Origin of the sequence: Psychroflexus gondwanensis ACAM 44 (assembly GCF_000355905.1) — a bacterium.
Taxonomy (GTDB): Bacteria; Bacteroidota; Bacteroidia; order Flavobacteriales; family Flavobacteriaceae; genus Psychroflexus; species Psychroflexus gondwanensis.
The window spans coordinates 305,647-331,143 of record NZ_APLF01000003.1; the positions used below are offsets into that span (position 1 = coordinate 305,647).

Annotated in this window: 25 protein-coding genes and 1 pseudogene; 3 read left to right on the plus strand and 23 right to left on the minus strand. The window is 33.6% G+C overall.

Translation table 11 applies throughout. From position 1 onward, the window contains the following. Nucleotides 1–12: 12 nt before the first annotated feature. Nucleotides 13–603, minus strand: a complete 591-nt coding sequence (locus PGOND44_RS03520; RefSeq protein WP_003436753.1) for a hypothetical protein — start codon at nucleotides 601–603, stop codon at nucleotides 13–15. Between the two features lie 404 nt (nucleotides 604–1,007). Here PGOND44_RS03520 and PGOND44_RS03525 point away from each other — a divergent pair, with 404 nt between their 5' ends. After that, nucleotides 1,008–2,348: a dihydrolipoyl dehydrogenase family protein gene (locus PGOND44_RS03525; RefSeq protein WP_003436754.1), complete on the plus strand. Its 1,341-nt coding sequence runs from the start codon at nucleotides 1,008–1,010 to the stop codon at nucleotides 2,346–2,348. Between the two features lie 91 nt (nucleotides 2,349–2,439). Here the strand turns inward: PGOND44_RS03525 and PGOND44_RS03530 are convergent, their stop codons facing one another. The 4 genes from PGOND44_RS03530 to PGOND44_RS15810 all read right to left on the minus strand — a co-directional run bounded on the left by PGOND44_RS03530 (nucleotide 2,440) and on the right by PGOND44_RS15810 (nucleotide 3,893). Next, nucleotides 2,440–2,583 carry a hypothetical protein gene (locus tag PGOND44_RS03530; protein WP_003436758.1) on the minus strand — a complete coding sequence of 48 codons (144 nt, stop codon included), beginning with the start codon at nucleotides 2,581–2,583 and terminating at the stop codon, nucleotides 2,440–2,442. A 350-nt stretch (nucleotides 2,584–2,933) separates the two neighbouring features. Next, entirely contained in the window at nucleotides 2,934–3,191 is a 258-nt protein-coding gene (locus PGOND44_RS03535) for a Txe/YoeB family addiction module toxin (RefSeq protein WP_003436759.1), read from the minus strand. Further along, entirely contained in the window at nucleotides 3,192–3,446 is a 255-nt protein-coding gene (locus tag PGOND44_RS03540; protein ID WP_003436760.1) for a type II toxin-antitoxin system Phd/YefM family antitoxin, read from the minus strand. Between the two features lie 102 nt (nucleotides 3,447–3,548). After that, nucleotides 3,549–3,893 carry a hypothetical protein gene (locus PGOND44_RS15810; RefSeq protein ID WP_040555737.1) on the minus strand — a complete coding sequence of 115 codons (345 nt, stop codon included), beginning with the start codon at nucleotides 3,891–3,893 and terminating at the stop codon, nucleotides 3,549–3,551. Between PGOND44_RS15810 and PGOND44_RS15760 the strand changes: the two are divergent. Next, nucleotides 3,811–4,362: pseudogene (locus PGOND44_RS15760) on the plus strand (transposase); the annotation flags it as partial. The gene PGOND44_RS15810 and the pseudogene PGOND44_RS15760 sit on opposite strands and share 83 nt — an antisense overlap. 342 nt (nucleotides 4,363–4,704) lie before the next feature. On the opposite strand, the gene PGOND44_RS03550 reads toward PGOND44_RS15760, so the two are convergent. Both PGOND44_RS03550 and PGOND44_RS03555 read right to left on the minus strand, forming a co-directional pair. After that, nucleotides 4,705–5,202 (minus strand): hypothetical protein, encoded by a 498-nt coding sequence (locus tag PGOND44_RS03550; protein WP_003436761.1) that lies wholly within the window; start codon nucleotides 5,200–5,202, stop codon nucleotides 4,705–4,707. 4 nt (nucleotides 5,203–5,206) lie between these two features. Continuing rightward, nucleotides 5,207–5,587, minus strand: a complete 381-nt coding sequence (locus PGOND44_RS03555; protein ID WP_003436762.1) for a hypothetical protein — start codon at nucleotides 5,585–5,587, stop codon at nucleotides 5,207–5,209. A gap of 547 nt (nucleotides 5,588–6,134) precedes the next feature. Here PGOND44_RS03555 and PGOND44_RS03560 point away from each other — a divergent pair. After that, the gene (locus PGOND44_RS03560) at nucleotides 6,135–8,198 is read left to right on the plus strand and encodes a TonB-dependent receptor family protein (RefSeq protein WP_003436763.1); all 2,064 of its coding nucleotides are present in this window, start codon (nucleotides 6,135–6,137) and stop codon (nucleotides 8,196–8,198) included. Nucleotides 8,199–8,210: 12 nt separating this feature from the next. Here PGOND44_RS03560 and PGOND44_RS03565 read toward each other — a convergent pair whose 3' ends face one another. The 16 genes from PGOND44_RS03565 to PGOND44_RS03640 all read right to left on the minus strand — a co-directional run bounded on the left by PGOND44_RS03565 (nucleotide 8,211) and on the right by PGOND44_RS03640 (nucleotide 25,019). After that, nucleotides 8,211–9,488 carry an amidohydrolase gene (locus PGOND44_RS03565; protein ID WP_003436764.1) on the minus strand — a complete coding sequence of 426 codons (1,278 nt, stop codon included), beginning with the start codon at nucleotides 9,486–9,488 and terminating at the stop codon, nucleotides 8,211–8,213. An 11-nt stretch (nucleotides 9,489–9,499) separates the two neighbouring features. After that, on the minus strand, nucleotides 9,500–10,033 hold the full coding sequence (locus PGOND44_RS03570) for a DsrE family protein (protein WP_003436765.1): 534 nt from the start codon (nucleotides 10,031–10,033) through the stop codon (nucleotides 9,500–9,502). Nucleotides 10,034–10,036: 3 nt separating this feature from the next. After that, nucleotides 10,037–10,495 carry a pantetheine-phosphate adenylyltransferase gene (gene coaD, locus PGOND44_RS03575; RefSeq protein WP_003436766.1) on the minus strand — a complete coding sequence of 153 codons (459 nt, stop codon included), beginning with the start codon at nucleotides 10,493–10,495 and terminating at the stop codon, nucleotides 10,037–10,039. Between the two features lie 34 nt (nucleotides 10,496–10,529). Next, entirely contained in the window at nucleotides 10,530–11,519 is a 990-nt protein-coding gene (locus PGOND44_RS03580) for a D-alanine--D-alanine ligase (protein ID WP_003436768.1), read from the minus strand. Between the two features lie 39 nt (nucleotides 11,520–11,558). Then, nucleotides 11,559–12,248: an RluA family pseudouridine synthase gene (locus PGOND44_RS03585; RefSeq protein WP_003436769.1), complete on the minus strand. Its 690-nt coding sequence runs from the start codon at nucleotides 12,246–12,248 to the stop codon at nucleotides 11,559–11,561. 143 nt (nucleotides 12,249–12,391) lie between these two features. Further along, nucleotides 12,392–13,135: a succinate dehydrogenase/fumarate reductase iron-sulfur subunit gene (locus PGOND44_RS03590; protein WP_003436771.1), complete on the minus strand. Its 744-nt coding sequence runs from the start codon at nucleotides 13,133–13,135 to the stop codon at nucleotides 12,392–12,394. A gap of 8 nt (nucleotides 13,136–13,143) precedes the next feature. After that, on the minus strand, nucleotides 13,144–15,066 hold the full coding sequence (locus PGOND44_RS03595) for a fumarate reductase/succinate dehydrogenase flavoprotein subunit (protein WP_003436773.1): 1,923 nt from the start codon (nucleotides 15,064–15,066) through the stop codon (nucleotides 13,144–13,146). Between the two features lie 2 nt (nucleotides 15,067–15,068). Beyond that, entirely contained in the window at nucleotides 15,069–15,725 is a 657-nt protein-coding gene (locus tag PGOND44_RS03600) for a succinate dehydrogenase cytochrome b subunit (RefSeq protein ID WP_040555770.1), read from the minus strand. A 96-nt stretch (nucleotides 15,726–15,821) separates the two neighbouring features. Then, nucleotides 15,822–16,130: a DUF6804 family protein gene (locus PGOND44_RS03605; RefSeq protein WP_003436775.1), complete on the minus strand. Its 309-nt coding sequence runs from the start codon at nucleotides 16,128–16,130 to the stop codon at nucleotides 15,822–15,824. Continuing rightward, nucleotides 16,120–16,659, minus strand: coding sequence for a PX domain-containing protein (locus tag PGOND44_RS03610; protein WP_040555739.1), 540 nt, complete (start codon nucleotides 16,657–16,659; stop codon nucleotides 16,120–16,122). The genes PGOND44_RS03605 and PGOND44_RS03610 overlap by 11 nt, the downstream gene beginning before the upstream one ends. Before the next feature lies 1 nt (nucleotide 16,660). Then, on the minus strand, nucleotides 16,661–18,433 hold the full coding sequence (locus PGOND44_RS03615) for an AAA family ATPase (protein ID WP_003436777.1): 1,773 nt from the start codon (nucleotides 18,431–18,433) through the stop codon (nucleotides 16,661–16,663). Next, a complete protein-coding gene (locus PGOND44_RS14950; RefSeq protein ID WP_003436778.1) occupies nucleotides 18,434–19,003 on the minus strand; it encodes a hypothetical protein in 570 nt (189 codons plus the stop codon). Between the two features lie 12 nt (nucleotides 19,004–19,015). Beyond that, nucleotides 19,016–19,456: a hypothetical protein gene (locus tag PGOND44_RS03625; RefSeq protein ID WP_003436779.1), complete on the minus strand. Its 441-nt coding sequence runs from the start codon at nucleotides 19,454–19,456 to the stop codon at nucleotides 19,016–19,018. A 2-nt stretch (nucleotides 19,457–19,458) separates the two neighbouring features. Continuing rightward, nucleotides 19,459–21,990 carry an Hsp70 family protein gene (locus PGOND44_RS03630; RefSeq protein ID WP_003436780.1) on the minus strand — a complete coding sequence of 844 codons (2,532 nt, stop codon included), beginning with the start codon at nucleotides 21,988–21,990 and terminating at the stop codon, nucleotides 19,459–19,461. An 11-nt stretch (nucleotides 21,991–22,001) separates the two neighbouring features. After that, the gene (locus PGOND44_RS03635; protein ID WP_003436781.1) at nucleotides 22,002–22,943 is read right to left on the minus strand and encodes a glycyl radical enzyme family protein; all 942 of its coding nucleotides are present in this window, start codon (nucleotides 22,941–22,943) and stop codon (nucleotides 22,002–22,004) included. Between the two features lie 36 nt (nucleotides 22,944–22,979). Beyond that, nucleotides 22,980–25,019, minus strand: coding sequence for a hypothetical protein (locus PGOND44_RS03640; RefSeq protein ID WP_003436784.1), 2,040 nt, complete (start codon nucleotides 25,017–25,019; stop codon nucleotides 22,980–22,982). Nucleotides 25,020–25,497 lie beyond the last annotated feature (478 nt).

A 25,497-nucleotide genomic window follows, 5' to 3' on the forward strand; every position in this document is an offset into this window, starting at 1 on the left:
ACTATTAAACGACTAATAATTTTTTTTTAAAAGTACTTGTATTTGACAACCATCGCTAGTAGTTAAAATCAAACTTGCATCCGGACATCCACAATTGTAATGGTCAGGTCCAGGTTGAGACCATCCACAACAACTACCATTACATACATAAGATACTCTTGAAGATAAGTCAGCATTTAATGTTTGGCTCTTAATGTTTAAAATTTTAGACTCATCAATATTTTCAATTGAAGATTTCTTATCTAATTTATTTAAATATATATTATCATTATCTATAAAAAGTGAATAATTTTCATTCACTAATAGTGGCACGAACATCGAGCTATTTGAATCTTTATTTAAAAAATCTACTATTGCAAACGAACCTGTTTCATTTTCATTATATCTTACATTGCTTATAGTCAAATCATTTATATTAATAATATTAGAATTATTAATTATAATTTCTTTCAATTGTTCTGTTGATTTAGCCAATATATTACCGTTTGGTGATTCTAATTTGAAATTTAAGTTTTCATCTTCAGATGATTTTTCTTCATTACTGCAAGCAAATAAAGCTATACTTATGAAGAAAACGGACATTAATTTTGTTATTGCTTTCATGCTATATTTATCTGAGTTAATGATATCAAAATATATTTTTTATTCTAATTATCCTTAAATAAATGCAATAATTTTTTTTAAATGTGGCACAACGTAAGGATAATTCAACAAGTTGTGATATCCCCATTTTATTGTTAGTATAAACTTAGTGATTTTTTATGGTCTTAAAAGTATTAACATTAAAAGCATGCTTTAATAAACGGTGAAATCTCGGAGATAATTAATCTACCTCTCAAGCCAGCCATAGCGCTGGAGTTTTTATTTGCTTCATTAATGAGTGAGTAACCCAATGTAGTTGTTGTTCTTAAAATAGAGTTACAATGATAAGTCGCACAGTCTGTTACATATAAGTTTTGAGATTTCTTTCACAGTTTATAACCATAACTTTATGTAGCTTTAAAATTATGAAAAAATATGATGTTTTTGTGTTCGGAACCGGTATCGCAGGTAAGGTAGTTGCGAGAAATTGCGCGCAGGCTGGGCTAGCAGTCGCTATTATAGATACTCGAGAATATGGGGGAACCTGCTCGCAGCGAGGCTGCGACCCTAAAAAAATCATGCTCGCACCCATAGAGGCTTACGAGCATGCCAGCAAACTGCATGGTTACGGAATCGCAACTATGCCGGTGCTAGATTTTGGACAAATACACCAGTATGCAAAGAAATACACACAAGGTATCCCTGCAAAAACAGAGAAACAGCTGCAGGATGACGGCATTGCCTGTTACCGCGGTGAGGCTATTTTTAAAAACCCGCACACGGTTACCCTAAACAAAACCGATATATACGCAAAAACCTTTGTAATTGCTACGGGTTTAATTACGCGACCCTTAACTATTCCTGGTGCCGCGTTTCTAAAGGAATATGACGATTTTTTTAAACTGCTAAAAGCACCAGAAAAGGTGGTTTTTATAGGAGGCGGTTACATAGCCTTAGAATTTGGCCACATGCTCGCTAGAGCTGGCTCTAAGGTGGCCATTATAGAAACAGGCAATCGCATTTTAAAGAATTTTGAAGAATCTGTCACATTAAAATTACAAAAAATAACCGAAGACTTGGGCGTTGATATTATTCTTAACGCACGAGCATCGTCCGTAGAAACGATAAATGGTCGTTATGTCGTTAATTATGGTAAAGAAGACGGCATACATCAGGTAACCGCAAGTGAGGTCTTTAATACCTCTGGTCGTATACCGGCAGTTAAATCGTTAAAGCTAGAACTTGCAGGCGTAGTCACATCTAAAACAGGTGTTGTGGTTAACGAGTTTATGCAAAGTATTTCACAACCGCACATCTATGCCTGCGGCGATGTGTCGTCTATGGGCTTGCCCTTAACACCGCTAAGCGGTTTACAGGCAACCATAGTTGCAAATAATATTTTAGGGAAAAAAGAAGAACTACAATTACCTTCAATTCCTAGCGCTGTTTTTACGATACCGCAACTCGCAACGATAGGTCTTACCGAAAAACAAGCATTACAGCAAGGTCACAAAATCACGGTTTTAGAAAATGATGCAAGCAACTGGTTTAATGTCCGCCGTATTAAAAGTGACGGTTACCAGTATAAAATCATTCTAGAAAAAGAAACAGAAGCAATTCTGGGTGCTCACATCATGGGAGCAGCGGCAAGTGACCAAATTAATATGTTTGCAATAGCCATAAAAGCAGGCATGAACATGGAGGACCTTAAGAGCACCATATTCACATACCCTAGTTGGGGCAACGATATTTTAAGTTATAAATAAACGGCTAAGGTGCTTCATTAACCTACTTGAAAAAATTCGTGCAAATAACTACCGATACCGGATAAATCACCTAGTAAACAACGCTCTAAACTTATACGTGAAGCGTTCTAAGACGGGCAAACACCCCTTTTAAAATTGCATCAGGACCAAAGTAGGGATTGCCATCTGCAAGCGAATTATTTTCAGCTTTTTTCCATTCGATTTTAGGATGCATTAACCCAAGGACAGTTGGCATATCGCCAGTTGCAAAACCATTGGTTCACCATTGGTTCACCATTGGTTCACCATTGGTTATAAAGTTGAAAATTTCCGTTATACCTAGATAGATAGAAGGAAAACACAATAAAAAGCAATCACCCTTAAAAGCAACTCCTTAAGATAACCAACTGAATAAAAAGGGATAAAACCACTCTAAAATCAACCTTCTCCTGTTGTAAGGTTCTTGCCAACTCATCGAATTCCCCTTTACCAGCAATCCCGAATCAGTCAACAAATCATATAGCGGACTCCACTGGGCCTGCCTGTCGAAGTGTTGGCCTATCTATCGGCACTCCATATTCTTAGTTGTTGCCTGAAGTACTTTTTTCAGTCGTAATGAAATCTACATTTCGCAATTAATATTTCTCCTTCTTCATATTGGTAAATCAGTCTATGTTCACTATCAGTTCGTCTTGACCAAAATCCTGCGTATTTATGTTTTAAAGGTTCAGGCTTTCCTATTCCGTCAAAAGGAGTGCGAGAGATGTCTTTCAGGAGTTCATTTATTTTCTTCAGCTTTTTTTTATCTGTTTTTTGCCAGTACAAATAGTCCTCCCAAGACTCATCCACAAATATAAACTTCATTTAATTTTCGATTAAGTCTTTGTTGAAAGTCAATCCGTTCTTTAGCTTGTCAATTGCAGAATCTAGTCTTAATTCATTCTTTCGAGATGACAATTCGTGATTTGTAGCCATTAAAGAATTATATTCTTGCAGAGACATAACTACAATTCCAGAATCTTTTCCGCGATTTATAATTAAAGTCTCGTAGTTCTTTACAACTCGGTCTAAGTAGGTCTTAATATCTTTTCTAAAATCAGAAACAGTTGTTATTTGCATAATATTGTATTTAATAAAGTACAAATATATGTACAAAATATGACTTACGCAGTTTTTTGTATTTTGAGTAGCGTTTTGTTCACACCTTGTTTTTACAGGTATTCAGGCAAGCTTAATGTCACTCATTCTTGCATCTATATTAGCAATTTGTTTTTGAAGTTCTATGACATTTCTCTTTCTTTTTTGGTCAAGATAACCATAAACAGTAAGAGGATTATAATGTTGTCTTTTGTAGAGCATATTCCAAAGTTTAGTGGCTAATTTTCTTGCAGTAGTAGAAACAGCCCTTCCTTTTCTGTAGGCTATTTTGTTGTAGAAATTACGAAAGGCACTTCCCCAATTACCACAATCTTTATATGATAAGTTGTTCAAAAAAGAGTGGGTGGTATATGCCAAACCTCCTTTTGGAAAACCAGAACATGTGATTGAATATTTAGGTAGGTACATTCAACCCGTTACAAATTATCACTTAAAAGCAATTTAAATTTGTAACGAGGCAAATAAAATAGCGATAAATAACCACCATATCTTGTCGATTGATAAAGAAAAAAGGAGGATTACATTTAGTTTAAAAGACTATAGAAAAGGGAAGCAAAAAACCACACTATTACCCTACACTAAGGAGTTTATAAGGCGTTTTCAACTCCATATTCTTTCCAAAGGCTTTACTCGAATAAGGCATTATGGATTTTTGAGTAGCAGTTGGAAAAAAGAAAAGTTACCGCTATTACAACTTCAATTAAGAGATAAAAACTTGGCACACATTGTAACCTTTGCTACTCAACAGAAATCCTTACATCGCTGTTGTCCGAGTTGTAAAAAGGAAACCTTGATCACACTTTTTACCTTTGACAGTCGCGGTCCTCCAAAGGATTACAAAAAAATTATAAAGGATAAACTGGAATGCAAACATTAAAAAAAAAACGGTTCTAAAAAGAGCCTTGACTTACCAGTGCCCAAACTGAAGAAATATGATAAAAAACAGCAGATTCTCACACAAAAAAAGGATTGATCTACCTAAAAAGCACCTTAATTTAGATAACCAACTGAATAAAAAGGGATGCAAAGCACTCTAAAAAAGACCTTCTCCTCTTGTAAGGTTCCTGCCAACTCATCGAATTCCCCCTTACCAGCAATCCCGGATCAGTCAACAAATCATATAGCGGACTCCACTGAGCCTGTTTGTATTGCCTTGGCAGGCCTGTCGAAGTGTTGGCCTATCGGCACGCCATATGCTTAGTTGTTATGGCTAGTTATTTTATATACTTTCTTCCATTAGTCTTTTGGAAAGTTCCTCTTTTTTATCATCATCAATAGAGTCACATAATTGAATGTATTGATATATAATATCTTTATTATTCAAACACATCTTTATTAATCTACCACTAGATAAAGAAGTAATTCCCTCATTTTCAATATTAGAAATAGTGTTTTTACTAAAACCTAATACAATACTAAATGTAGATGCAGGGATTCTATACCTTTTCCTAAAACTAATTATTTCACTTGGTGAAGCCGCTCCTTTTGCAATAAGATAAGCATTTTTGAGTGCTTTCATATTGCGGTCTATTTGATTTTTAGTATAATATTTTACCTTTTTGGTTTTATTAATTTTACCAGTATCCTCATTTACTTCATAATCTAAATAATACACTTCAGTATATTCTAGTTTTATTCCTTTAAATGTTTTCTCAATAGAATTATATAGTTCACTAGTAGGCTTATTTTCTCTTGTTAATACTTTTTTAGCTTCCATAATATTAGTTTTTAAAAGGTTGAGTCATTGGATAGTTAGGTATGTGATTCGAAAAAAGTAATATCTGTAACCCCTTGACTTCCAGTCCGTACTTTAAATAAATCTCCACAGTATCCTCTCCTACAGATGTACAAAATGCACACACGTTAAAATCAGCTCTTCCTGACGGGTCAATTCCTCTGTAATAATTATCTGTTGTTAAATCCATAACTGCAGACTCAATATCAGTAGCATCAATATCGAATTCAAGCACTAAATCTCCCAATTCAGAACTTGCTTTTCCCGTAAAGGTTATATCAACACCATCCGAAATTCTTTTCTTGGTTTCATCGATAAATTTTTGTATTACTGCTATATTATTAACTGTATATGTTAATTCTGTCATAGAACCTCAATTAACTTATTTAATATTGAAGCAAATGTACAAAAATCATTCCGTATTCCCAACCATTAGGAATACGGAATGATTTTTTAATGTGGTTTATTTAAAAGGAAAGTATTTAGAGAATGGAAGTCATTTGGGTAATGTGGTACAATGTTAACCCTAAAAATAGTGACATTTAAAGATAACAATTTTCTGGTCATTATTTTTAAGACATCCTAGGGGTTGTTTTTTTACAAAAATTGGTTTTGAATGTGATTGATTTAAAAATAACTGGCGTATTCAAATTCATGCCATAAGTAAACCCGCTTTTTTCTAAGATTCATCAAAGTCTATTACCTCTAAGAAAGTGGAGGTGGAGTCGCCACCAGACCTTTTATAAGAAAGGCTAAACTTTGATTCGATTGACTTCAGAATTGATGGCTTTGGAATCGCTTAAGCTGAAAATGAGGAGAACGACACTCAATAAGAGACAATATGTCAACATTAGTATTTCTTTAGAATAAATTTTCATCTATATAACTACTTTTGGGGCTAAAAAAAAACACACTTGAGATATCTTACCATCATCCTATTTTTATATTCAGGAATAATTTTTTCACAAACTCAAAAAGATACCACCTCTCTACAGGAAGTTAAATTGAAGACTTCGGTTGAAATGGAGAGGGATTACCAGCAAGACGCCAATGTGTCTTTGCTTAATCAAGAAGAGTTATTACAGTCCAACCAAACGACAATCACTCCAATTCTTAATAAAATTCCTGGAGTGTACATGCAGCAAGGAGGAATCAATACCACCAAAATTAATATACGGGGTATAGGAGCAAGGGCCCAATTTGAAACCAACCGGCTTAAGCTTTATTACAATAATATTCCCTTGAGCACCGCTAATGGAACCTCTATTTTGCACGATATAGATCTTACGACCATTTCTGAAGTGAAAGTGATTAAAGGACCACAAGCCACTGAATTTGGAGCAGGATTAGGCGGGGTTATTCAGCTAAAATCAGTCTTAAAAGATAAAAACTATCTAGAGTCTGAATTTTTAGTGGGAAGCTTCGATCTTTTAAAACAAAACTATTCTATCAATCTTTCGGATGGAAATAAGAAAATCAACTTAACCTATAACAACCTCAGTGCTGGTGGATTTAGAGACAATAGCAACTACCAGCGAGAGTCTTATTTTCTAAACTCTGAAGCACAACTTAGTACGCATTCCAGACTTCAATTTGTGGGTCAAGTCATTCAATTAAAGGGGTTTATACCTAGTTCTTTAAGTAGATCCAGTTTTGAGGAAGATCCTACTCAGGCAGCGTTTACGTGGGGACAGGCTCAAGGCTTCGAGTCTTATACACGTGGTATTTTTGGCGTTAACTTAACGACAGAATTAGCTTCAAATATCACACAAAACACATCGGTTTTTACCAACTTTAGAGAGGCGTTTGAACCTAGGCCTTTTGATGTTTTGGAAAATAATAATGTTGGAATAGGGATTAGACATACCAGTGAGTTTGAGTTTGCTTTACTTGGTAATTCAGCTCAGTTAACTCTAGGAGGTGAATTTTTAAGAGATGATTATGAAGTTTCAACTTTCGAAAATAGATACCGAGACAACAATGGTCAAGGTTATTTACAGGGAACTATACTATCAGATTTGGATCAGAATCGGCAATACATAGAGGCTTTTTCAACCCTGAATGTTTTACTCTCTAGAAAATTAAACTTAAAATTAGGTCTGGCTACAAATAAAACAAATTATGAGATTGAAGATAAGCTCTCTAATTCACAAAACTCACAAACTGGAGAGTATAGCTACGATCAAGTATGGTTACCTAATGTAGTGACTACCTATTCACTAGCAGAAAATCAAAAAGTATCAGCGTCTGTAAGTCGGGGATTTTCTGTGCCAACTGTAGAACAGAGTTTAACGGAAGAGGGCGTTTTTAATACAGATCTCGAGCCAGAAACGGGATGGAATTATGAAGTAGGCTACAAAGCCCGTTGGTTTGAGGATAAATTATATACCGAGGTTAATGCGTATTACATGGATGTTGAAAACTTACTCGTAGCCAGACGTGTGGCAGAAGATAGATTTGTGGGCATCAACGCAGGTTCAACCTCACATCCAGGAGTTGAGTTTTCCTTTAAGTCCAATCTAGATTATGGGTCTTGGCTTCAGCTTCAACCTTATGTGACAGGAAGCTTTAACTTCTACGAATTCAATGAATTTGAAGATCAAGGCGACTCTTTTTCTGGAAATGATCTCACAGGAGTTCCTTCACAACAATTCAGTTTTGGAGTGGATGCTCAAATTAATAATCGTCTCTATTTTTATTTTCAAACCAATGCTGTATCAGAAATCCCCGTGAATGATGCCAATACAGAATACGCTGAGTCTTATGCTTTTTCTAATGTAAAATTAGAATACAAATTTCCTGTATTTGATAAAATTTCAGCAAGGATAAGTTTTGGAATCAATAATGCATTCAACGAAAAATATGCGTCAAGCATTGTCACCAATGCTGGAGCATTTGGGGGAAACGAGCCGAGATACTTTTATCCCGGCGAGCCTAGAAATTATTTCGGTAGCTTTTCACTTAACTATGCCTTCTAAAACACGTTTGGATTAGTTATTAAGGTAATCGATAGCAAGTTGTGACATGGTTTTTACTCCCAAAAGCATACCAGCATCATCTACCTTAAAATCTGGAGTGTGATGCGGATAAGGGGTTTGATTCCCAGGAGTCATGCCGCCAAGGAAAAAGTAAAATCCAGGAATTTCCTCTTGAAAGAAAGAGAAATCCTCTCCGCCTGTTCTAGCTTTTATAAGCTCTACCTTATCATCTCCAGCAATATTTTGAAGAGTGGGTAACATTTGGGCTGTCAATTCCAAATCATTGTAAGTCACTGCCGTATTGTTTTGGAACTCAATCTCAGCATCTCCACCATAAGCCTTAGCGATGGCAGGGACCATTTCAGTCATACGTTTTATGACCATTGTTCTCATATCTGCATCCAATGTTCTCACAGTTCCAATCATTTCTGAAGTTTCTGGTATAATGTTGAATCGGGTTCCCGAAGTGATTTTACCAACTGTAATTACCGCAGGCTCGTCAACTAATTTGGCTTCACGACTTATGATGGTTTGTAAACCATCAATTATTTTTGCAGAGATTAAAATGGGATCTACGCCTGTCCATGGGGCAGAACCGTGAGTGCCTTCTCCTTTTACATGAATAACAAAACGTTCTACAGCTGCCATAGTTCCTCCAGGTTTATAGCGTATGGTTCCTACAGGAGTGGATGAATTAATATGAAGACCAAAAATGGCATCTACTTCAGGATTCTTTAAAACACCTTCTTTTATCATCAGTTTAGCTCCTCCTTGTTCTCCTGGTGGTGGACCTTCTTCTGCAGGTTGAAAAATAAATTTTACACTACCGTTTATCAGATGTTTATTTTTTGAAAGGACTTCAGCAACTCCCATTAAAATAGCGGTATGCGTATCGTGGCCACAAGCGTGCATCACCCCAGTTTCAGTTCCTAAAAAGGTGGTTTTCACCTCGCTTTTATAAGGTAAGTCATTGCGTTCTGTGACGGGTAAAGCATCTATATCTGCCCTTAAAGCCACCACTTTTCCAGGTTGATCGCCCTTAAGAGTGGCAACAACACCAGTATAGGCGACTTCCGTTTGTACTTCCAATCCTAAACTTTTTAAATGTTCAGCGATTTTCTTAGCAGTTTCGAATTCTCTGTTAGATAATTCAGGATTCTCATGAAAATCATGCCTCCATTCGATGACTTGATCTTCAATAGATTCAATGTCTTTTAAAAGCTGCTTATCCATTTGTGAAAATAGATTTAAGGCACATAAAAGGAGTAAACTAGTAAGTAGTATTTTCATAAGAGTTGATTTTAAAAATTAATAAGGGCGTACCCTTCATTTTGAAGTTGGATAAGTGCAGACATCGCCGATAAAGCAATTTTGACATCAGGGTGTAACCCATTTTTAGAGATGGATCTGTGTTTTGAAGTTTGTCCGCATAGGATAATTTCAACATTATGTTCAGTGAGAGTACTTAATAGATCATAATTAGGATTTTGAAGATTTTCCTGCTTGTGGTGTTTTGAATATTCCTCATGAGTGAGCAAGTCAAAAATCGCAGAGCCATGAACCACTAAAGCTGCTTTAACTGAATTATCTTCTAATTCTTTTGCTTGATGAAGCCTTAAATACCGAGCTACAGTTTCAAATTTACGATTTCGATTTTCTTTAGAGTCAGATATACTAGCCACATCAAACACAGCTTTAAATTCTTGATTGAGATCGACTTTAAAATCTGGATCTTCAATGTCATAAACAGGCCCATACGATTCAAGACTTGGATGAGTTTGGGATACCCCTAAAACAGGTATTAAAAGTGTAAAGGTAAGTAGTATGCGTTTCATAAGTTAAGATTTGACGATAACAGAATCTGGAACAAAACCGGAATAATCGCCATTATTTCTAATGATATCTCTAACGATAGAAGACGAGATAAAGCTTTTTCCGCTTGAGGTGAGTAAGAATATAGTTTCAATTTTCTCAAGTTTCCTATTGGTGTGAGCAATGGCTTTTTCAAATTCAAAGTCAGCGGGATTTCTTAACCCCCGAAGGATAAAGTCAGCATTTATTTCTTTACAGTAGTTGACAGTTAGACCGCTATAAGTATCTACTTTAATTCGGGGTTCATCTTTAAAAGTCTCTTCAAGAAAAGATTTGCGTTTTTGAAGTGTGAACATATATTTTTTTTCAGCATTAACGCCAACAGCTAGTATAATTTCATCAAAAAGGGTTAGCCCTCTCATAATGATATCGTAGTGGCCTATAGTAATGGGATCGAAAGATCCTGGAAAAACGGCACGTTTCATAATTAGAATTTAGTGTAAATTACTTAAAAGTCAACTAACTTTCAAAATTTTCAATAGCAACTTCAACAGCATTGGTAAATAATTCCTGAAGTGAGATTCCCGCTGCTTTAGCTTGTTGAGGCAGAATGCTTGCTTCCGTTAGTCCAGGGCAAGCATTGCACTCCAAAAAGTGAGGTTCGTTATTATGAAAAATAAACTCGGATCTGGTAAGGCCTTTAAGTTTTAATAATTTAAAAATCCTCACCGCTTGATCTTTTACGTCCTTAGTTTGAGCTTCACTTATATTGGCGGGTGTGATCTCCTTAGATTTTCCTAAATATTTAGCTTCAAAGTCAAAGAATTCATTTTCAGAGATAATCTCTGTCACAGGAAGCGCTAGTATGTTCCCTTTGATATTGATAACTCCAACACTAACTTCGATTCCGTCCAAAAAAGACTCAATAATAACTTCATCATCTTCTTTAAAAGAGTGTTCTAGAGCGGTTAGGATATCATCCTCGTGTTTCACTTTTGATATGCCATAGCTACTTCCTGCTCTGTTAGCCTTAACAAAGCAAGGTAACCCAACATGCTCCACTATTGCTGAGGGATCTATATCATCTCCCTTATTGACGTATACGTTTCTTGCAGTTTTAATTCCATAAGCTTTAAGCACAGAAATACAATCTCTTTTATTAAAAGTAAGAGCCGCTTGGTAGTAGTCGCAAGCCGTTTGTGGAATTTCAAGCGTTTGTAGATAACCTTGAAAGAGACCATCCTCTCCTGGTGTCCCATGAATCGTATTAAATACACAGTCGAAGTGAATCGTTTCTCCATGTATAGTTACCGAAAAATTGGATTTATCGATAGGGATTTCTTCACCTACATCTGTTTTTATGGTCCAGCCATTTTTTAAGATTTGAGCTCTGTAAACCCTGTAATTTTCATTTTTTGTAAGGTGCTTATAAACTACTTCACCACTTTTTAAGGAAATTTCAGCTTCACTGGAATAGCCTCCCATCGCAACGGCAATGTTTTTCTTCATCGGATAAATTTTGTTCAAATATAAGTGTTCACAAATGAATTATGCCTTGCAACTGTTCCATAAGACTTCATCTGGTAATTTAGCTTCAAAACTGATATCTTCCTTGCGGACTGGATGAGTAATCGTCAATTTTTTGGCGTGTAGATGAATACTAGCATCTTTATTGCTCCTGTCAAATCCATACTTTAAATCTCCTTTTATCGGACAACCTATAGCAGATAATTGACTTCTTATTTGATGGTGTCTGCCGGTTTCCAAAGTGATTTCCAACACATGGTAATTATCTAAAGATTGAATCCTTTGATAGCTGAGGACAGCTTCTTTAGAATCTTCTACAGGTTTGATATGGGCATAGGATTTATTTTGCTTGGTATTGCGTTTGAGATAATGCACCAGCCTAGCTGAATCTGATTTAGGTTTATTTTTGACTATTGCCCAGTAGACTTTATGCGTATCTCTATTGGCGAAAGCTTTATTTAACCTTGAAAGTGCTTTAGAGGTTTTTGAAAATACCACAATGCCACTCGTTGGTCTATCTAGCCGATGCACAACTCCTAAGTACGCCTCTCCAGGTTTATTATACTTCTCTTTTAAATACAATTTCACTACTTCGCTTAAGGGCATATCCCCAGTCTTGTCTCCTTGCACAATATCACCAGGCCGTTTGTTGATGACAATAAGGTGATTATCTTCAAAAATAACTTGAAGGTTTTTAGGCGTTGAGTTCATGTATTAAGATATTTATTTGTTGATTACTAATGGATAAATTCAAATATATCCGAAATTTTTAGATTAAATTTTACTTTTTAAAGCTTGGAGTTTTACCGAAAAAAGCAATAATTGACTGATTTTCATTTTTAAAATCCTGTGTTTTATTTTGTCAATTTTGCTTTATTATATTCATAATTCATGCGAGCAATATTAAGTACAGAAATATCTTGAGGACATTCTACCTGGCAAGCTTCTGTATTTGTACAATGTCCAAAATCGAGTTCTTCCATCCGATTTACCATATTTACGGTTCTTTGCTTACTTTCCTTTTTTCCTTGTGGTAAATTCGCAAACTGTGTAATTTTTGCCGACGTAAATAGTGCAGCACTAGCATTTTTACAAGTGGCTACACAAGCTCCACATCCTATACAGGCCGCAGAATTAAAAGCGGATTCTGCTTCCTCATGAGTAATTGGTATACTGTTAGCTTCAGGTGCTTGACCAGTATTGACAGAAATATACCCGCCAGCAGCAATAATTTCATCAAAACTAGAACGATCTACTTTTAAATCTCTTATAATAGGAAAGGCTTTTGATTTAAAGGGTTCTACATATATAGTATCACCATTTTTAAAAGAGCGCATATGTAGTTGACAAGTAGTGGTCTTTTTTAATGGGCCATGTGCAATCCCATTAATCATAACACCGCATTGACCACAAATTCCTTCACGGCAATCGTGATCAAATTCGACTGGACGCTCACCTTTTTTGGCTAGTTGCAAATTGAGCATATCTAACATTTCAAGAAAAGACATTTTTGCATCTACTTCATTTAATGAATAGGATTCTAATTTGCCTTTAGCTTTTTGATCTTTTTGTCGCCATATCTTCAAATGTATTTTCATAAGTACTTCTATTTATAGCTTCGTTTTGAAGGTTGAACATATGTAAAATGAAGGGGTTCTTTATTTAAAATTGGTTTTGAAGCTTTTCCGCTCCATTCCCAAGCTGCTGAATAAGCATAATCATCGTCATTGCGTTCAGCTTCTCCATCTTCGGTTTGGAATTCTTCTCTAAAATGTGCTCCACAAGATTCATTTCGCTCTAAAGCATCTACACACATTAATTCTGCTAATTCCATATAATCACTCACTCTTCCAGCCTTTTCTAATTCACTATTAATCTCGTGAGCGTCACCTGGAACGAGTAAGTTTTGTTGAAATTCTTCTCGCAAATTTTGAATTTGTAAAATTGCTTTTTTTAATTCTTGTTCAGATCGCGATAACCCGCATTTATCGTATAATATTTTTCCAATCTCACGGTGAAACTCCTCCGCGGTTTTGTTTCCTTTTGATTCAACAAAGTTTTCTAATTGCTTTTTTGCGAGCCTTTCAGCTTCTTGAAAAGCTGGATGGTTAATTTGAGTTTTTTCAACTTGAATTTGATCAGATAAATAATTTTGTAAGGTACAAGGGGCAATATAGTAGCCATCTACACAGGCTTGCAGTAGCGAATTGGCTCCCAATCTATTTGCGCCATGATCTGAAAAATTAGCCTCACCTATAGCAAAAAGCCCCGGGATTGTGGTCATCAAATCATAATCGACCCAAAGTCCGCCCATCGAAAAGTGAGCAGAGGGAGAAATTTTCATGGGTTCTTCATAAGCATTAATACCAGTTATTTTTTGATACATATCAAATAGGTTACCATAGCGTTCGGCAATTACATCTTTTCCGTATTCGGTGATGGCGTGAGCAAAATCTAAATAGACGGCATTTCGTAAAGGGCCAACTCCTTTTCCAATATCAATTTGTTCTTTTGCCGCTCTAGAAGCAATATCGCGAGGAGCTAAGTTTCCGAAAGCAGGATATTTACGTTCAAGGTAATAATCTCGTTCGTCTTCAGGTATTTCTATAGGTGATTTTTTATCGTTAGTTGCTTTTGGCACCCATATTCGTCCATCGTTTCTTAAAGATTCGGACATCAAAGTTAGTTTGGATTGGTAAGGACCGCTTTGAGGTAAACAAGTAGGATGAATTTGTGTCCAACTTGGGTTGGCCATCAAAGCTCCTTTTTTATGAGCTCGCCATATTGCAGAAGCATTGCATCCCATAGCCAAAGTAGATAAATAATAAATTTTCCCGAAACCTCCAGTTGCCAAAATAACGGCATGAGCTCCATGACGTTCAATTTCACCTGTATCTAAATTCCTGGCAATAATGCCCTTAGCTTTATTATCGATGGTTACTAAATCTAACATTTCATGCCGGGTGTAAAGCTTTACACTTCCTATTTCTTTTTGCCGCATTAATGCTTGATAAGCCCCTAAAAGTAGCTGTTGTCCTGTTTGTCCACGAGCGTAAAAAGTCCTGGAAACTTGAACGCCACCAAACGACCTGTTTTTAAGATAACCACTATATTCTCTTCCAAATGGTACCCCTTGTGCAACTGCTTGATCTATTAAACTAGCCGAACATTCTGCCAAGCGATACGTGTTAGCTTCTCTAGACCTAAAATCACCCCCTTTCAAAGTATCATGAAACATTCTGTAGACGCTATCGCCATCATTTTGATAGTTTTTCATCGCATTTACTCCACCTTGGGCTGCAACAGAGTGCGCCCGCCTAGGAGAATCTTGAAAACAAAAACTTTTAATCTTGTAACCCATTTCGGCCAAAGATGCTGCTGCCGAGGCACCGGCCAATCCTGTACCAACAACAATTATTTCCAACTTTTTTCGGTTATTAGGACTTACAAGTTTTGCTTGTGCTTTGTAATTGCTCCATTTATCTTTTAAATCTCCCTCAGGAATATTTGCATGAATTTCTTTTGCCATAATTATAGATTTAAGTAGATATAAAAAGGAATAATGACATAACCAGCCGTTATAGCCAAGGCAAATAAAACACCTATTGATTTTACAAGTTTATCGTAGGTTGGATGGTATAATCCTAAACTTCTAAAAGCACTAAAGAAACCATGTAATAGATGAAAACCTAAAGCTAAAATAGCTATGCTATAAAAAATAACATACCATAAGTCTTGAAATGAATTTACCACCAATCCGTATAAATCTTTATTTCCATTAGCGTCGGCAGGTAGTATACCAAATTTATAAGTGAACCAAAAGTTTTTCAAGTGAATGACTAAAAAGGCAAATACAATTGTGCCAAGAAGCATCATTTGTCTAGCATACCATTTGCTTGCTCTATTTCTCCTATCTCTTACATACGGAGAACCCGACGCTTTTTTGGCTTTAATAGTTAGGTAAATTGAATCGATAGTATGCGCCAAAATACTAGCATACAAGACGTATGAAATAATTTTGATTAAAATATTATTGGATAGAAAATCACTATATAAATTGTATTGTAACTGCGCTTTATCGGGTGCTAGAAGTAATTGTAAATTACCTAACAGGTGAATAACCAAGAAAAAACAAAGAAAAAGCCCTGTAAGCGCCATTAAATTTTTTCTTGTAATTGCGTTTTTTATAAACCACACCTCAGTTGAAATTAATATATACTCGAAATTACAATATTTAGCAGTAAATAGAAGAAGAAATTTTTTTTAAATATTTGTGTATGGCTTTTAGCGTTGGCTTTTTGTTCTATTCATAAACAAACTTGCAATAAGTCCAATTCCGACAATCACGTCCACAATATTCCACATTTCTCTTCCAAGTGCGATTTTAAAAAATGGTTGAAAGAGTAGTGCAAGTCCTCCGTAAATAATCATTTCCGTATTCTTATTCTGTTCTTTTGCTTTATACGCCAAAATTCCAAATCCGATTAATGCCATAAAACGGACTAATTGATAAAATCCATACGGCATATTCAATAGACATAAAAACAGTACTATTGCTAAAACAATTTTTATTATTGTTTCGCTATTCTTCATTGTTTTGTTTAAAGCTGTCGAGTGTTTCAGCATCAATTTCGCTTATAAGTTCAAATTCATTTGAGATATGTGTGTCAAAAAAGTCTTCTTGAAGTCTCGCTAAATAGGAATCGCTAATAATGTCTTGTTCTAAATAGTCCTCAAAGTCTGGGTTTTTTTCTAAAATGGGTTTGTTTGCAATCTTTAATTTTGAACGAATAACCTTGAAAAATTTAATTTCACTATACTCAATTTTATTATCAGCTTTAATGGTTTCAATTGCAACTTCAATTAATTTTAGTTCGTTGGCTTCTGATAATACAGAAGTAGTAAGTTGATTAAAATAATCTTTTAAAAATTGTTGACCGTCTCTATTTATGGCTATTAATAAATTTTCCATTTCTGAATTAATATTAATTTCACCAAAAGTCTTTTTTTCCTTGTGTAATCGCTTTATCAATTTTACTTCACGTTTATCAATATCGCCATCACAAGCCATACAGGAAAACGCAGTCTTTAATAATAACTGGTCAAAGTTTATTGTTTCCATATTAATTGTTTTTAAAACCAATACTTGGTCGTTCTTTTGTGTTTTCTGCTAATCCTTCCATTTTTGCCTTTATTGCTATGTAACTGTTTAATTCTTTAAGAAAAATTGAAGGTCGATTATTAGTAATAGTTTCTAATAAGGTTTCTTTTGAAATTCTCGACTTCATTTTTAGTGCTTTTCTTGAAGCTTCGTCACATAGGAATTTTATATCGCTTGAAACATAGTTTTCTGTTGATTTTGCGAAAACTGAATAATCTAAACCAACTTCTCTAGGTCGTTTTTCTAAATATAATTTAAACATTAATTCACGAGCTTCAAAGTCTGGTGGTGGCAAATATATTACTTTATCCAAACGACCTGCTCTCAAAATTGCTGGGTCAATTGAATTTGGTCTATTTGTTGCTCCAATTACAAAAACACCATCATCTCCACAATTATTCATTTGTGCTAAAAATTCGTTAACAGCGCTCGTGTTCATATGATTTACGTTTGAGTTATCCCTATTTGGAACAACAGCATCTAATTCATCAATAAAGACAATACTCGGTGCATTTTCACGAGCCTTATTAAAAAGATTTTTAATTTTTTCCTGTGATTCATTTACAAATTTACTTTGAATATCAGAAGGTTTTATTTGATAGAAGTTAAATCCGACCTCTTCTGCCATTCTTTCTGCAAAAAATGTTTTTCCACAGCCTGGTGGACCATACAACAACATTCCGTTTGGAATAGTCAAACCATATTCAGCATATCGCTCTTTTTCGTTTAAAGCATCAATAACATCTAATTGTATCGTGTCTTTTAACTCTTGCATTCCTGCAATTGCTGAAAATCCTTGCCCGTTTTTTATTTCTTTGAGTTTTGGTATTGATTTTTCTTGTGTAACTGAAAGTTGTTGAACTTCTAATTCTCCATTAATAGCTTGAATAAATTCTTTTATACTCTTAAAACGGTTTTCTGAATTTGGTTGTAAAGCTTTGGTTATGATGTTTTGTGTTTGTTCATCTATATTTTTTTCAAACTTCAGCGGTTTCTTACGTTCTTCCAAAACAGCATCTTCTAACTTTATTTTGTCCGATTTGTATTTTGATATTTCTACAAACCAAGGAGGTAAACCAAATAATAAATGATAGTATAAGGCTCCAACAGAAAACACATCACTTTGCACAGAAAACACCTTGTTGAAACTTTCGTTAGCTTGATAAAATGGATTTAATCCATTTTTTAAAAAGTCTTTGTTTGATTGACTTAAATATCGTGCATAACCAAAATCAATGATTTTCGGAATAGTTACTTTTCCTGACAAATCAGTCATAATATTCAGGTTTGTAATATCATTGTGTATGATTGGATTTTCGAGATTATGCAAGTAATTCAATCCATTTAAAACACCTGAAATTATATCTTTAGCTTCATAAGGATTAAAAGTATGGTCTCGTTTCATTTTATCGGCCAATGTTTCGCCACTTATAAAATCAAGAACTACAAAAGCATATTTTTGATTTTCAATAAGTAAATCTCCATTATCACGATACTTGACCAAATTTGGATGTTTGATTTTCCTTAAAAGTTCAATTTCAAGGATATATCCATTTTCATTAAACTGCGTTCTATCCAGTTTGGAATAGGAAAACAGCTTCAATAACTGGTTTTTTCCTTCTTGGTCTTTTACACGGTAGGTTTCCGCATAACTTCCTTTTTTAAGGAAGAACGTTACCTTATATTTATCGCCAATCGTTTGACCTTTTTGTAATATGTGTTTATTTCTATTCATTTAAGGTTTTAATTGTACTTCAGTCCACTTTAACCTATCTATAATTACCTGCCTTATTGGAGTTTTAATATTTCCTGGAGTTTTTCTAATGTATTCTTCGGCAGTATTTTTTACTTTTTCCGGTAAGTTTTCTAAATATTTGATGACATTTTCAGCGTTGTGGGAAAACCCAATTTCATCCTTAAATTTTTTCCCTAAATTTGTCCATATTGCAGCATCAAAATCTTTTGAATTCATCCACTCTTTAATATTCTCTTTATATAAAAAATCATGCGGATTAAATTCACCACTAATCTTTTCATAATAACCTATTTTTCTAGTACTACACCTCTCCCTTTCAGCCAAATTCAAAACCGCTTCATCTAATTTTTGGTATGATGAAGTTGTAAAAAACGTCTGAACATTATCAGCATTTTTATCCAAAACAAGAGTTAATCTCCCATCTTGAGAAATTCTGGAAAACTCTATAGGAAGTTTTGGACCTTCTTTATCCCAACCTATTTCTTTGTTGTACTGTAAAGTCGTAGGGCTCCAAATCAATGATCCCCATCCTAGTATGGCTATTTTCATTTTTTTTTTGTTTTAGTCTCTAAATATTATTTGATAGAAAGAGAAAAGAATAATTAAAAGGCCTAAAACGGATAATGTTATTTGGCAAATAAACAGGATCCAATTTATTTGCCCCATATATTTTGTTTTAGCACTAACATAGTGATTTGACTTTTCTCTAAGTATAATTTGTGCAGTATTTCTATAATCAATTAATCTTAATATATTAAAAATCACATAACTGACGATTGACAATATGAGAAAAACCATGGCTACCAAAAAAAGATTCTTGATTACTAAATTCATCCCACAATGATTGTCATCATTTGCCAAATAATCTACAACAAAACCTAAAATCACTACATTAAATGTGAAAAATATATTACTACTTATGGACAGTTGATTTCTTTGTATGTCTCTCCAGTATTTATAATTATAGAACTCATCAAGCATTTTTCTTTTCTTTTTCTTCATAATTATTTTTTCCCAATTAAAACTGAATCATCACCACTTGGTCTTTCGACATTAGGCAACAAGTCTATTAATGAAATAACCACAGGATGTAGTTCATCTATAGCTGGATTTTCTCCTATAACTTGTAAGCCTCTGTTTAAAAGAGTTCTTGCTCTTCCGCTATCTTTCCAGTTATAGGAACCGAAATGCTCGTTATGACTTCTAATAAAATTGATAAGCTGATAGATTAATGTTAATTGAATAAAGAAACTATTGATGTCTTCAAATAAAACATTACCAAGTTTTACGTCTTTTGCTTTTATAACCTCTTCTAATTGTACCCGAAACTCATTAACAATTTGAGTGGTTTTATCATTTCCTAAATCATTGTTGACTTTTTCTAATCTGTAAAACTCTTCTTTGAGTTCCTCTTCTAATTTTGGCCATTCCGTTGTTTCGTTTAATAAATCAATCTCTTTTAATGACTTTCTTAAATTAGTTAAAACTTCTTGTTTGCCATCAATATCATTCTCATTGTTCTTAAACGACTTTTCTATCTGCTTTAATTCATTTTCAATTTGTTGAAGTTTGTCATTATTAGAATTTTCATCTTGCTTCAGTTCAGCAATACTGCCTTTAGCTTTTCTAATTTCGTTTGCCAACCAATCAGTTTCAATAGATGAAATAGTCCTTTCAACAGTTACTTCATATGAAAAATCCAAGTAAGGAAAATAGGCAGTAACTGTAATTTTTTCAGACCTATCAATATTTACGGTTAAATCTACATCACTATTTTCAGGTAATAAAGAAGGTATATCTGCTCCGCTGATTTTTATATCTGTTACATGCTCATTATATATAGCTCTAGTTCCTTCTGCATCGTGTCCTCCTTCATAAACAGGTATTCTTATAAAGTCAGTGTCCATTCCTGGACGTATTTGTTTTTGCGTTTTTAAACCATTTTTTGTACCCACAGCTGGAATGGACATGTTTTTTTCTAAATTATTTACTGTCCTAAACTTAATCTTGCCTGTTGCTCGATCCTTTAGTTCTATTCCAAAATTATAAGCTAATGTTGCACTACCTATTTTTGAACCTTGAATAACATTAAATGAACTTGGTTCACATTCTAGAATATTACCCTTATCATCATAAAGAACAACATTAAAAACGTTGGTTTTACCTTCGCTCAGTTGAATTTCAATAACATCACCAATAGTATTTATTTCTACTTTTCCACTTGACCAAGCCTTATCACCTCTTGTAACTTCTGTAAGTACTTTTTCAGGGATATCGCCTTCTGTTTTGTCTGCTAAAATTTTGATTGATACAAACTCTTCTGTTTCTACTGTTGAAGATTCATTGGCAATTTTTAACTGAATCTTAGTTTTATCCTTTGTTTGCTCTCTTACTTCTTCCGAAACATCAACTGTAGAAGCATATAAGGCGGCACCTTTCGATACTACTGTCATTGGGTCAGCACTCGTATCTGGTTTACAAATTTGAGTTTCTAACATTTTTCGTAACACAGGCGAAAATGTTGGTCCACCAACGAGTATTAATGAATCTAATGACGAGCCTTTTAAATTATTTCTTCCTAAAAGGTTTTTACTAACATCAATTGTTTTTTGAAAAATAGGTGAAAGAACTTGTGAGATAATTTCCTGTGTAACTGTAATGTCTAATTCAAACTCAACTCCTTCATCATCTTCTCCAGGAATATCTCCAAGCTCAGAAAGAATATTATGCGTATCGTTAAAAGAAAGTTGAATTTTAGTTTTTTCAGCATAAAATTTCATTGCGTTTCGCAGAATCTGTTTTTTAGTATCGTCAGATAAAATAGAGTCTATTGCATTATTTTCCTTTAGATATGGAATTATAATTTCATCAACAATTGCATAATCTAAATTTTTACCACCAAGATAATTATCTCCTTCGGTATCTCTCACTTTCATAATGCCTTCTTCAACTTTTAAAAGTGCTGCATCAAAAGTTCCACCGCCAAAATCAAAAACAAGCCAAAAACCATCTTTTTTGTCAGAATCTAATCCGTAAGCCATTGCTGCTGCAACAGGTTCTTGTAATAATTCGATATGGTCAAAACCTGCTAATTTTGCTGCTTCTCTTGTTGCTTCTTTCTGATTGTTTTTAAAAGCTGCAGGAACTGTAATAACGATAGAATTTACCTTTTCATCCTTTACAAAAGATTTTAAAGTCTTTAAAACTTCGGCTGATAATTCTTCTGAAGTTAAATCTTTTCCAAGATTTGAACTTGAGTATGATTTATCACTTCCCATTGTTCTTTTAAACTCGATGTATGCATTTGATTTTGAGTTATCCCAATTGAGCATTGCTCTTAATTGGTCTCTTTCTAAAGCGTTATATGAACTATCTCCTACTTGTATTGCTTTCTTTTTATTAATGTAAACACAAGAAGGCATTGTGTCTTTTAATGTGTCTGTTTTTTTAATGGTTGCTTCTCCATTTTCCATTCTAGAAATTGCGGAATTTGTAGTTCCTAAATCAATTCCGTAGTCTATTTTTGTTCTAGCCATTTGATGTTTTTTTATTCTCCTATGCTTACTTCAATTTGAGCTGATTGAATCATAGTGCCTTTATAATTTACTTGGGGCTTTATGATTCGTGTAATAATTTCGTTCCCTGTTTCTATGTTTTCACTTGGAACAAAATTTGCTGTAACTTTCATTCCTTCATTATATTCTTTACCAATCATTTCGACCAACTCATAACCGTTAGCTGCAAAGTTATCTTGAATACGCTGGACAGAAGAATTCAACTGCTTTAATCCTTTTGTACTTTCGTCCATTCGGCTTAAATTCTTCTGAATTCGTATGATTTCGTCAGCTACTTTTAAAGCCAAAGAATGGTCTGCTTTTTTATTTGAAATACTTGGTTGTGATTTGCTTTCTTCATGCTTTAGTTTTAATTGAGTTTCCAAAACTTCCACTAACTTATTATCCAACTTCACGCTTTCTTCTTCTAATGCCGTTTTTGTGTTCTTTATTTGAGTTTCAACATCTGTTTTGCTTGTCTTGATACGTTTTCCCAATAACCAAAATAATAAACCGCCTAATAAAAGAGTACCTAAAGTGGCAATAATCCAATATAATTGATTTTTATCTAAACTATTATCGAGTTCAGATATTTTTGAATTGTTGGAAAACACTGTTTCATCTGTTTGTTTAATTTTAGAGTCGAGATTATCGTTAACTAGCACCAACTTTTGGTTACTCATATTGATAAGTTGCTTTAAACTATCAATTGTTTTTTTTTGCTGGGTGATCTTTTTTTGCGTTTCTTTTTTGACTCCTCTATACGTCCAATAATCTTTTTCCAATTCTAAAGATATTTGTTTTATATCTTGTTCTTGTTTATTGACTTGGGCTTCAATTTTTCTGATTTTATTCTCTAAAATAGAATCTTGTTGCTGTTGAGCAAAAAGGCTTGTGGCTCCTAGAAACGTAATTATTAGTAGTGTTTTTTTCATTGTTAATATTTTGATACTGAAAGCTCCATCTTTAATTTATAAATCTTTTCCTCTTGAGTTTTTCTTTTTTTCTTTTTTTGACTTCTCTATAAGTTGTTCAATTTTATTTTGTTGCGATTTAATTTGTGCGATTTTTTCAGCTTTCGGTCTGAAAAACTTAAATATTTTAATTACATTCATTCCTTTTTCAGCAGACTCAATTTCTGTAGCAAAAAAATCCGCTTGATTAATTAACTCTAAATCATCTTCAGCAACTAATAATTCTCTGCGAATTTTTGCTGATGGTGCCTCTATGACTTCAAACATGTTTTCATTTATCTTGTTACATTTATAACATGGAAGAACTACTTCTGTCAGGCCTTCATTTAGTTTTATTGATTCTTTATGGTAATACTTAATTTCAGTACCAGGAATTTTTAATTTATATTTTAAGTTGTTTTTAGCCCTATTATAAACTTTAACATTGTCGACAGGAGCAGGAGATAGATCATAAGAACTATGACTGTCATAAATATTTATCTTTGGCAAATCAGCATCTTCTAAAAGTTTATTTAAGAGATCAAATTTTGTTTTTTTGTTAACATTAAAGTCAATTATTGAACTCTCAAACACTTCTAATTTCAGCACTATCTTAATATCATCTAAATATTTATAATAAAATGGGTTATTATAAATATTAATGATTTCTGATGATAATATTTGAAAAGGTATTTTAGGTTTTAAATTATTATATTTTTCTATAATATCACTAATATCAGATTTAACTTGGCTACACCTTTCATACCATTTAATCAATCCTATTAATTCGTCTTTTAGCTTCTTTTTTGTATTATATTTTAAATTAAATATTTTTTTTTCATCCAGTGCATCAATAACTAAGTTATTAGCTTTTTCCCAGTCAATACAGTTTTCAATATTTTCATTAATTGCTTTAATATTTAACCCCTTCTTTCCTGCTTTTAAATCAATGTCTTCCGAAATTAATTTATTCACATTCAGTAAAATCAGATCACCATTAGTTCTGAATGCATTTTTAATCGAATGAAATAGTTGTATAAGTTGTTTAATTTCCGAATCTTCAAGTTCTTCAATTGAAGTAAGACTATCCTGGATTCTCTCTTCGGTTAATTTACCTACCTTAATTGAATCAGCTAATTTTATTAGCTTTTTAGCTGATTCAAGATAGTTTACAATCGAATTATTTTTTTTACTTTCATTGAAATAATCAATTCCACATTGCAATATTTCATTTGCTAACTGGTCTGCAACTGCTTTGTATTTTAGGTCATTTGTTCCAAGTATGGACTTAAGAAGAGATAAGTTCTCTTTTGTATTTGTGAAAAGCCTTGAACCAAATTCATAAGCACCGCTTCTGTTTCCTTTGCGTTTCTTTTTGTTAATTTCAATTTTGCTTTCAATTTCATGTATTGGTTCTTCTGTGAATTTTTTTGAAAGATATTTTTGTGTTGAACCGTTACAATTGCTAAATAATTGCAATGTTTCAGAACTAGAATATTGGTTTTTGAATTGCATTAGCAATTCATCAACCAATATTTCAATTTGTTTTTCATTGTCAATCGTAAATGTTTTATCAGCTACAGAATGAACAAAGTTTTCAAAGTAGTCAGATTCAATTAGTTTGATCTTGGCTTCAATGCCTTGTTTTATATGGTCTTGGCTTAATAATTTGTAAGTTCCCAAATTGTTGAACGCAGAGAAGTTTTTAGAATTTACTTCCTTATTTAGGGTTACCTTTTCCCAAATCTCTACTGCTTTGTCTTCATTACCTTTTTTAAGATATGCAATTGCCGCATTGTCAAAAGGATTTGCATTTAAAAACCAAAATAAAGCGAAGTTTACCTTGTCTTGGTTTTGCTGAATATGAGAAAAAGCTTTATTTATTGACTCTTCTGTTCTTGTAATATTATCAAGAATTTGGAAATCATATTCAGATTTAGTTTCTTTTCCAACCTTTGAGTAGGCTCTAGTTTTGGCTTTTTGCTTCTGTAATTCTCGTTCAGTAAAGTTTGACAGAATACCTGCAATTCGATAAGGATTATTTTGGATTAGCTCCATATTTTTTCTATTGGTTTGAAACTCTTAACATAATTTTAAATATATTAATTTTCATCACTGTTTCCCATATAATTTCATTTTTTTTTATCGTTATGGAAAAAAAATAGCTCTATTTACCTTGCGTTTTCTTTAGTGAAAAAAAAATTGTGCTGTTTGTGTGATTGGCTTTTCAGTTTGTGGATAACATCTTAGCTGAGCTAACATTGAATTAGATTTTTTGCTTTTCTAATATTTATTAGCTTCAACTATTGCCACTGGTTTTAATCTTTCGAAATGATGATTTTATGTAATGCTGATATTAAAGTCTTTTCATTAAAATAAGTTGGCTTTCTTCATGAGAGACTTTAAGGGTGTTGGGCTGAAATGAATCTGCCGAATTATTTCTTGTACATTATCGGAAAATAAGCAAATAACAAAGCTAAATCCTAAACAATGCTCGGATATTTTATGAATTATTTAATAAACCCTATGTTATACC

Coding starts and splice junctions, on each gene's coding strand:
- PGOND44_RS03520 (WP_003436753.1), bottom strand. CDS start 603: ATGAAAGCAATAACAAAATTAATGTCCGTTTTCTTCATAAGTATAGCT.
- PGOND44_RS03525 (WP_003436754.1), top strand. CDS start 1,008: ATGAAAAAATATGATGTTTTTGTGTTCGGAACCGGTATCGCAGGTAAG.
- PGOND44_RS03530 (WP_003436758.1), bottom strand. CDS start 2,583: ATGCCAACTGTCCTTGGGTTAATGCATCCTAAAATCGAATGGAAAAAA.
- PGOND44_RS03535 (WP_003436759.1), bottom strand. CDS start 3,191: ATGAAGTTTATATTTGTGGATGAGTCTTGGGAGGACTATTTGTACTGG.
- PGOND44_RS03540 (WP_003436760.1), bottom strand. CDS start 3,446: ATGCAAATAACAACTGTTTCTGATTTTAGAAAAGATATTAAGACCTAC.
- PGOND44_RS15810 (WP_040555737.1), bottom strand. CDS start 3,893: ATGTACCTACCTAAATATTCAATCACATGTTCTGGTTTTCCAAAAGGA.
- PGOND44_RS03550 (WP_003436761.1), bottom strand. CDS start 5,202: ATGGAAGCTAAAAAAGTATTAACAAGAGAAAATAAGCCTACTAGTGAA.
- PGOND44_RS03555 (WP_003436762.1), bottom strand. CDS start 5,587: ATGACAGAATTAACATATACAGTTAATAATATAGCAGTAATACAAAAA.
- PGOND44_RS03565 (WP_003436764.1), bottom strand. CDS start 9,488: ATGAAAATACTACTTACTAGTTTACTCCTTTTATGTGCCTTAAATCTA.
- PGOND44_RS03570 (WP_003436765.1), bottom strand. CDS start 10,033: ATGAAACGCATACTACTTACCTTTACACTTTTAATACCTGTTTTAGGG.
- coaD (WP_003436766.1), bottom strand. CDS start 10,495: ATGAAACGTGCCGTTTTTCCAGGATCTTTCGATCCCATTACTATAGGC.
- PGOND44_RS03580 (WP_003436768.1), bottom strand. CDS start 11,519: ATGAAGAAAAACATTGCCGTTGCGATGGGAGGCTATTCCAGTGAAGCT.
- PGOND44_RS03585 (WP_003436769.1), bottom strand. CDS start 12,248: ATGAACTCAACGCCTAAAAACCTTCAAGTTATTTTTGAAGATAATCAC.
- PGOND44_RS03590 (WP_003436771.1), bottom strand. CDS start 13,135: ATGAAAATACATTTGAAGATATGGCGACAAAAAGATCAAAAAGCTAAA.
- PGOND44_RS03595 (WP_003436773.1), bottom strand. CDS start 15,066: ATGGCAAAAGAAATTCATGCAAATATTCCTGAGGGAGATTTAAAAGAT.
- PGOND44_RS03605 (WP_003436775.1), bottom strand. CDS start 16,130: ATGAAGAATAGCGAAACAATAATAAAAATTGTTTTAGCAATAGTACTG.
- PGOND44_RS03610 (WP_040555739.1), bottom strand. CDS start 16,659: ATGGAAACAATAAACTTTGACCAGTTATTATTAAAGACTGCGTTTTCC.
- PGOND44_RS03615 (WP_003436777.1), bottom strand. CDS start 18,433: ATGAATAGAAATAAACACATATTACAAAAAGGTCAAACGATTGGCGAT.
- PGOND44_RS14950 (WP_003436778.1), bottom strand. CDS start 19,003: ATGAAAATAGCCATACTAGGATGGGGATCATTGATTTGGAGCCCTACG.
- PGOND44_RS03625 (WP_003436779.1), bottom strand. CDS start 19,456: ATGAAGAAAAAGAAAAGAAAAATGCTTGATGAGTTCTATAATTATAAA.
- PGOND44_RS03630 (WP_003436780.1), bottom strand. CDS start 21,990: ATGGCTAGAACAAAAATAGACTACGGAATTGATTTAGGAACTACAAAT.
- PGOND44_RS03635 (WP_003436781.1), bottom strand. CDS start 22,943: ATGAAAAAAACACTACTAATAATTACGTTTCTAGGAGCCACAAGCCTT.
- PGOND44_RS03640 (WP_003436784.1), bottom strand. CDS start 25,019: ATGGAGCTAATCCAAAATAATCCTTATCGAATTGCAGGTATTCTGTCA.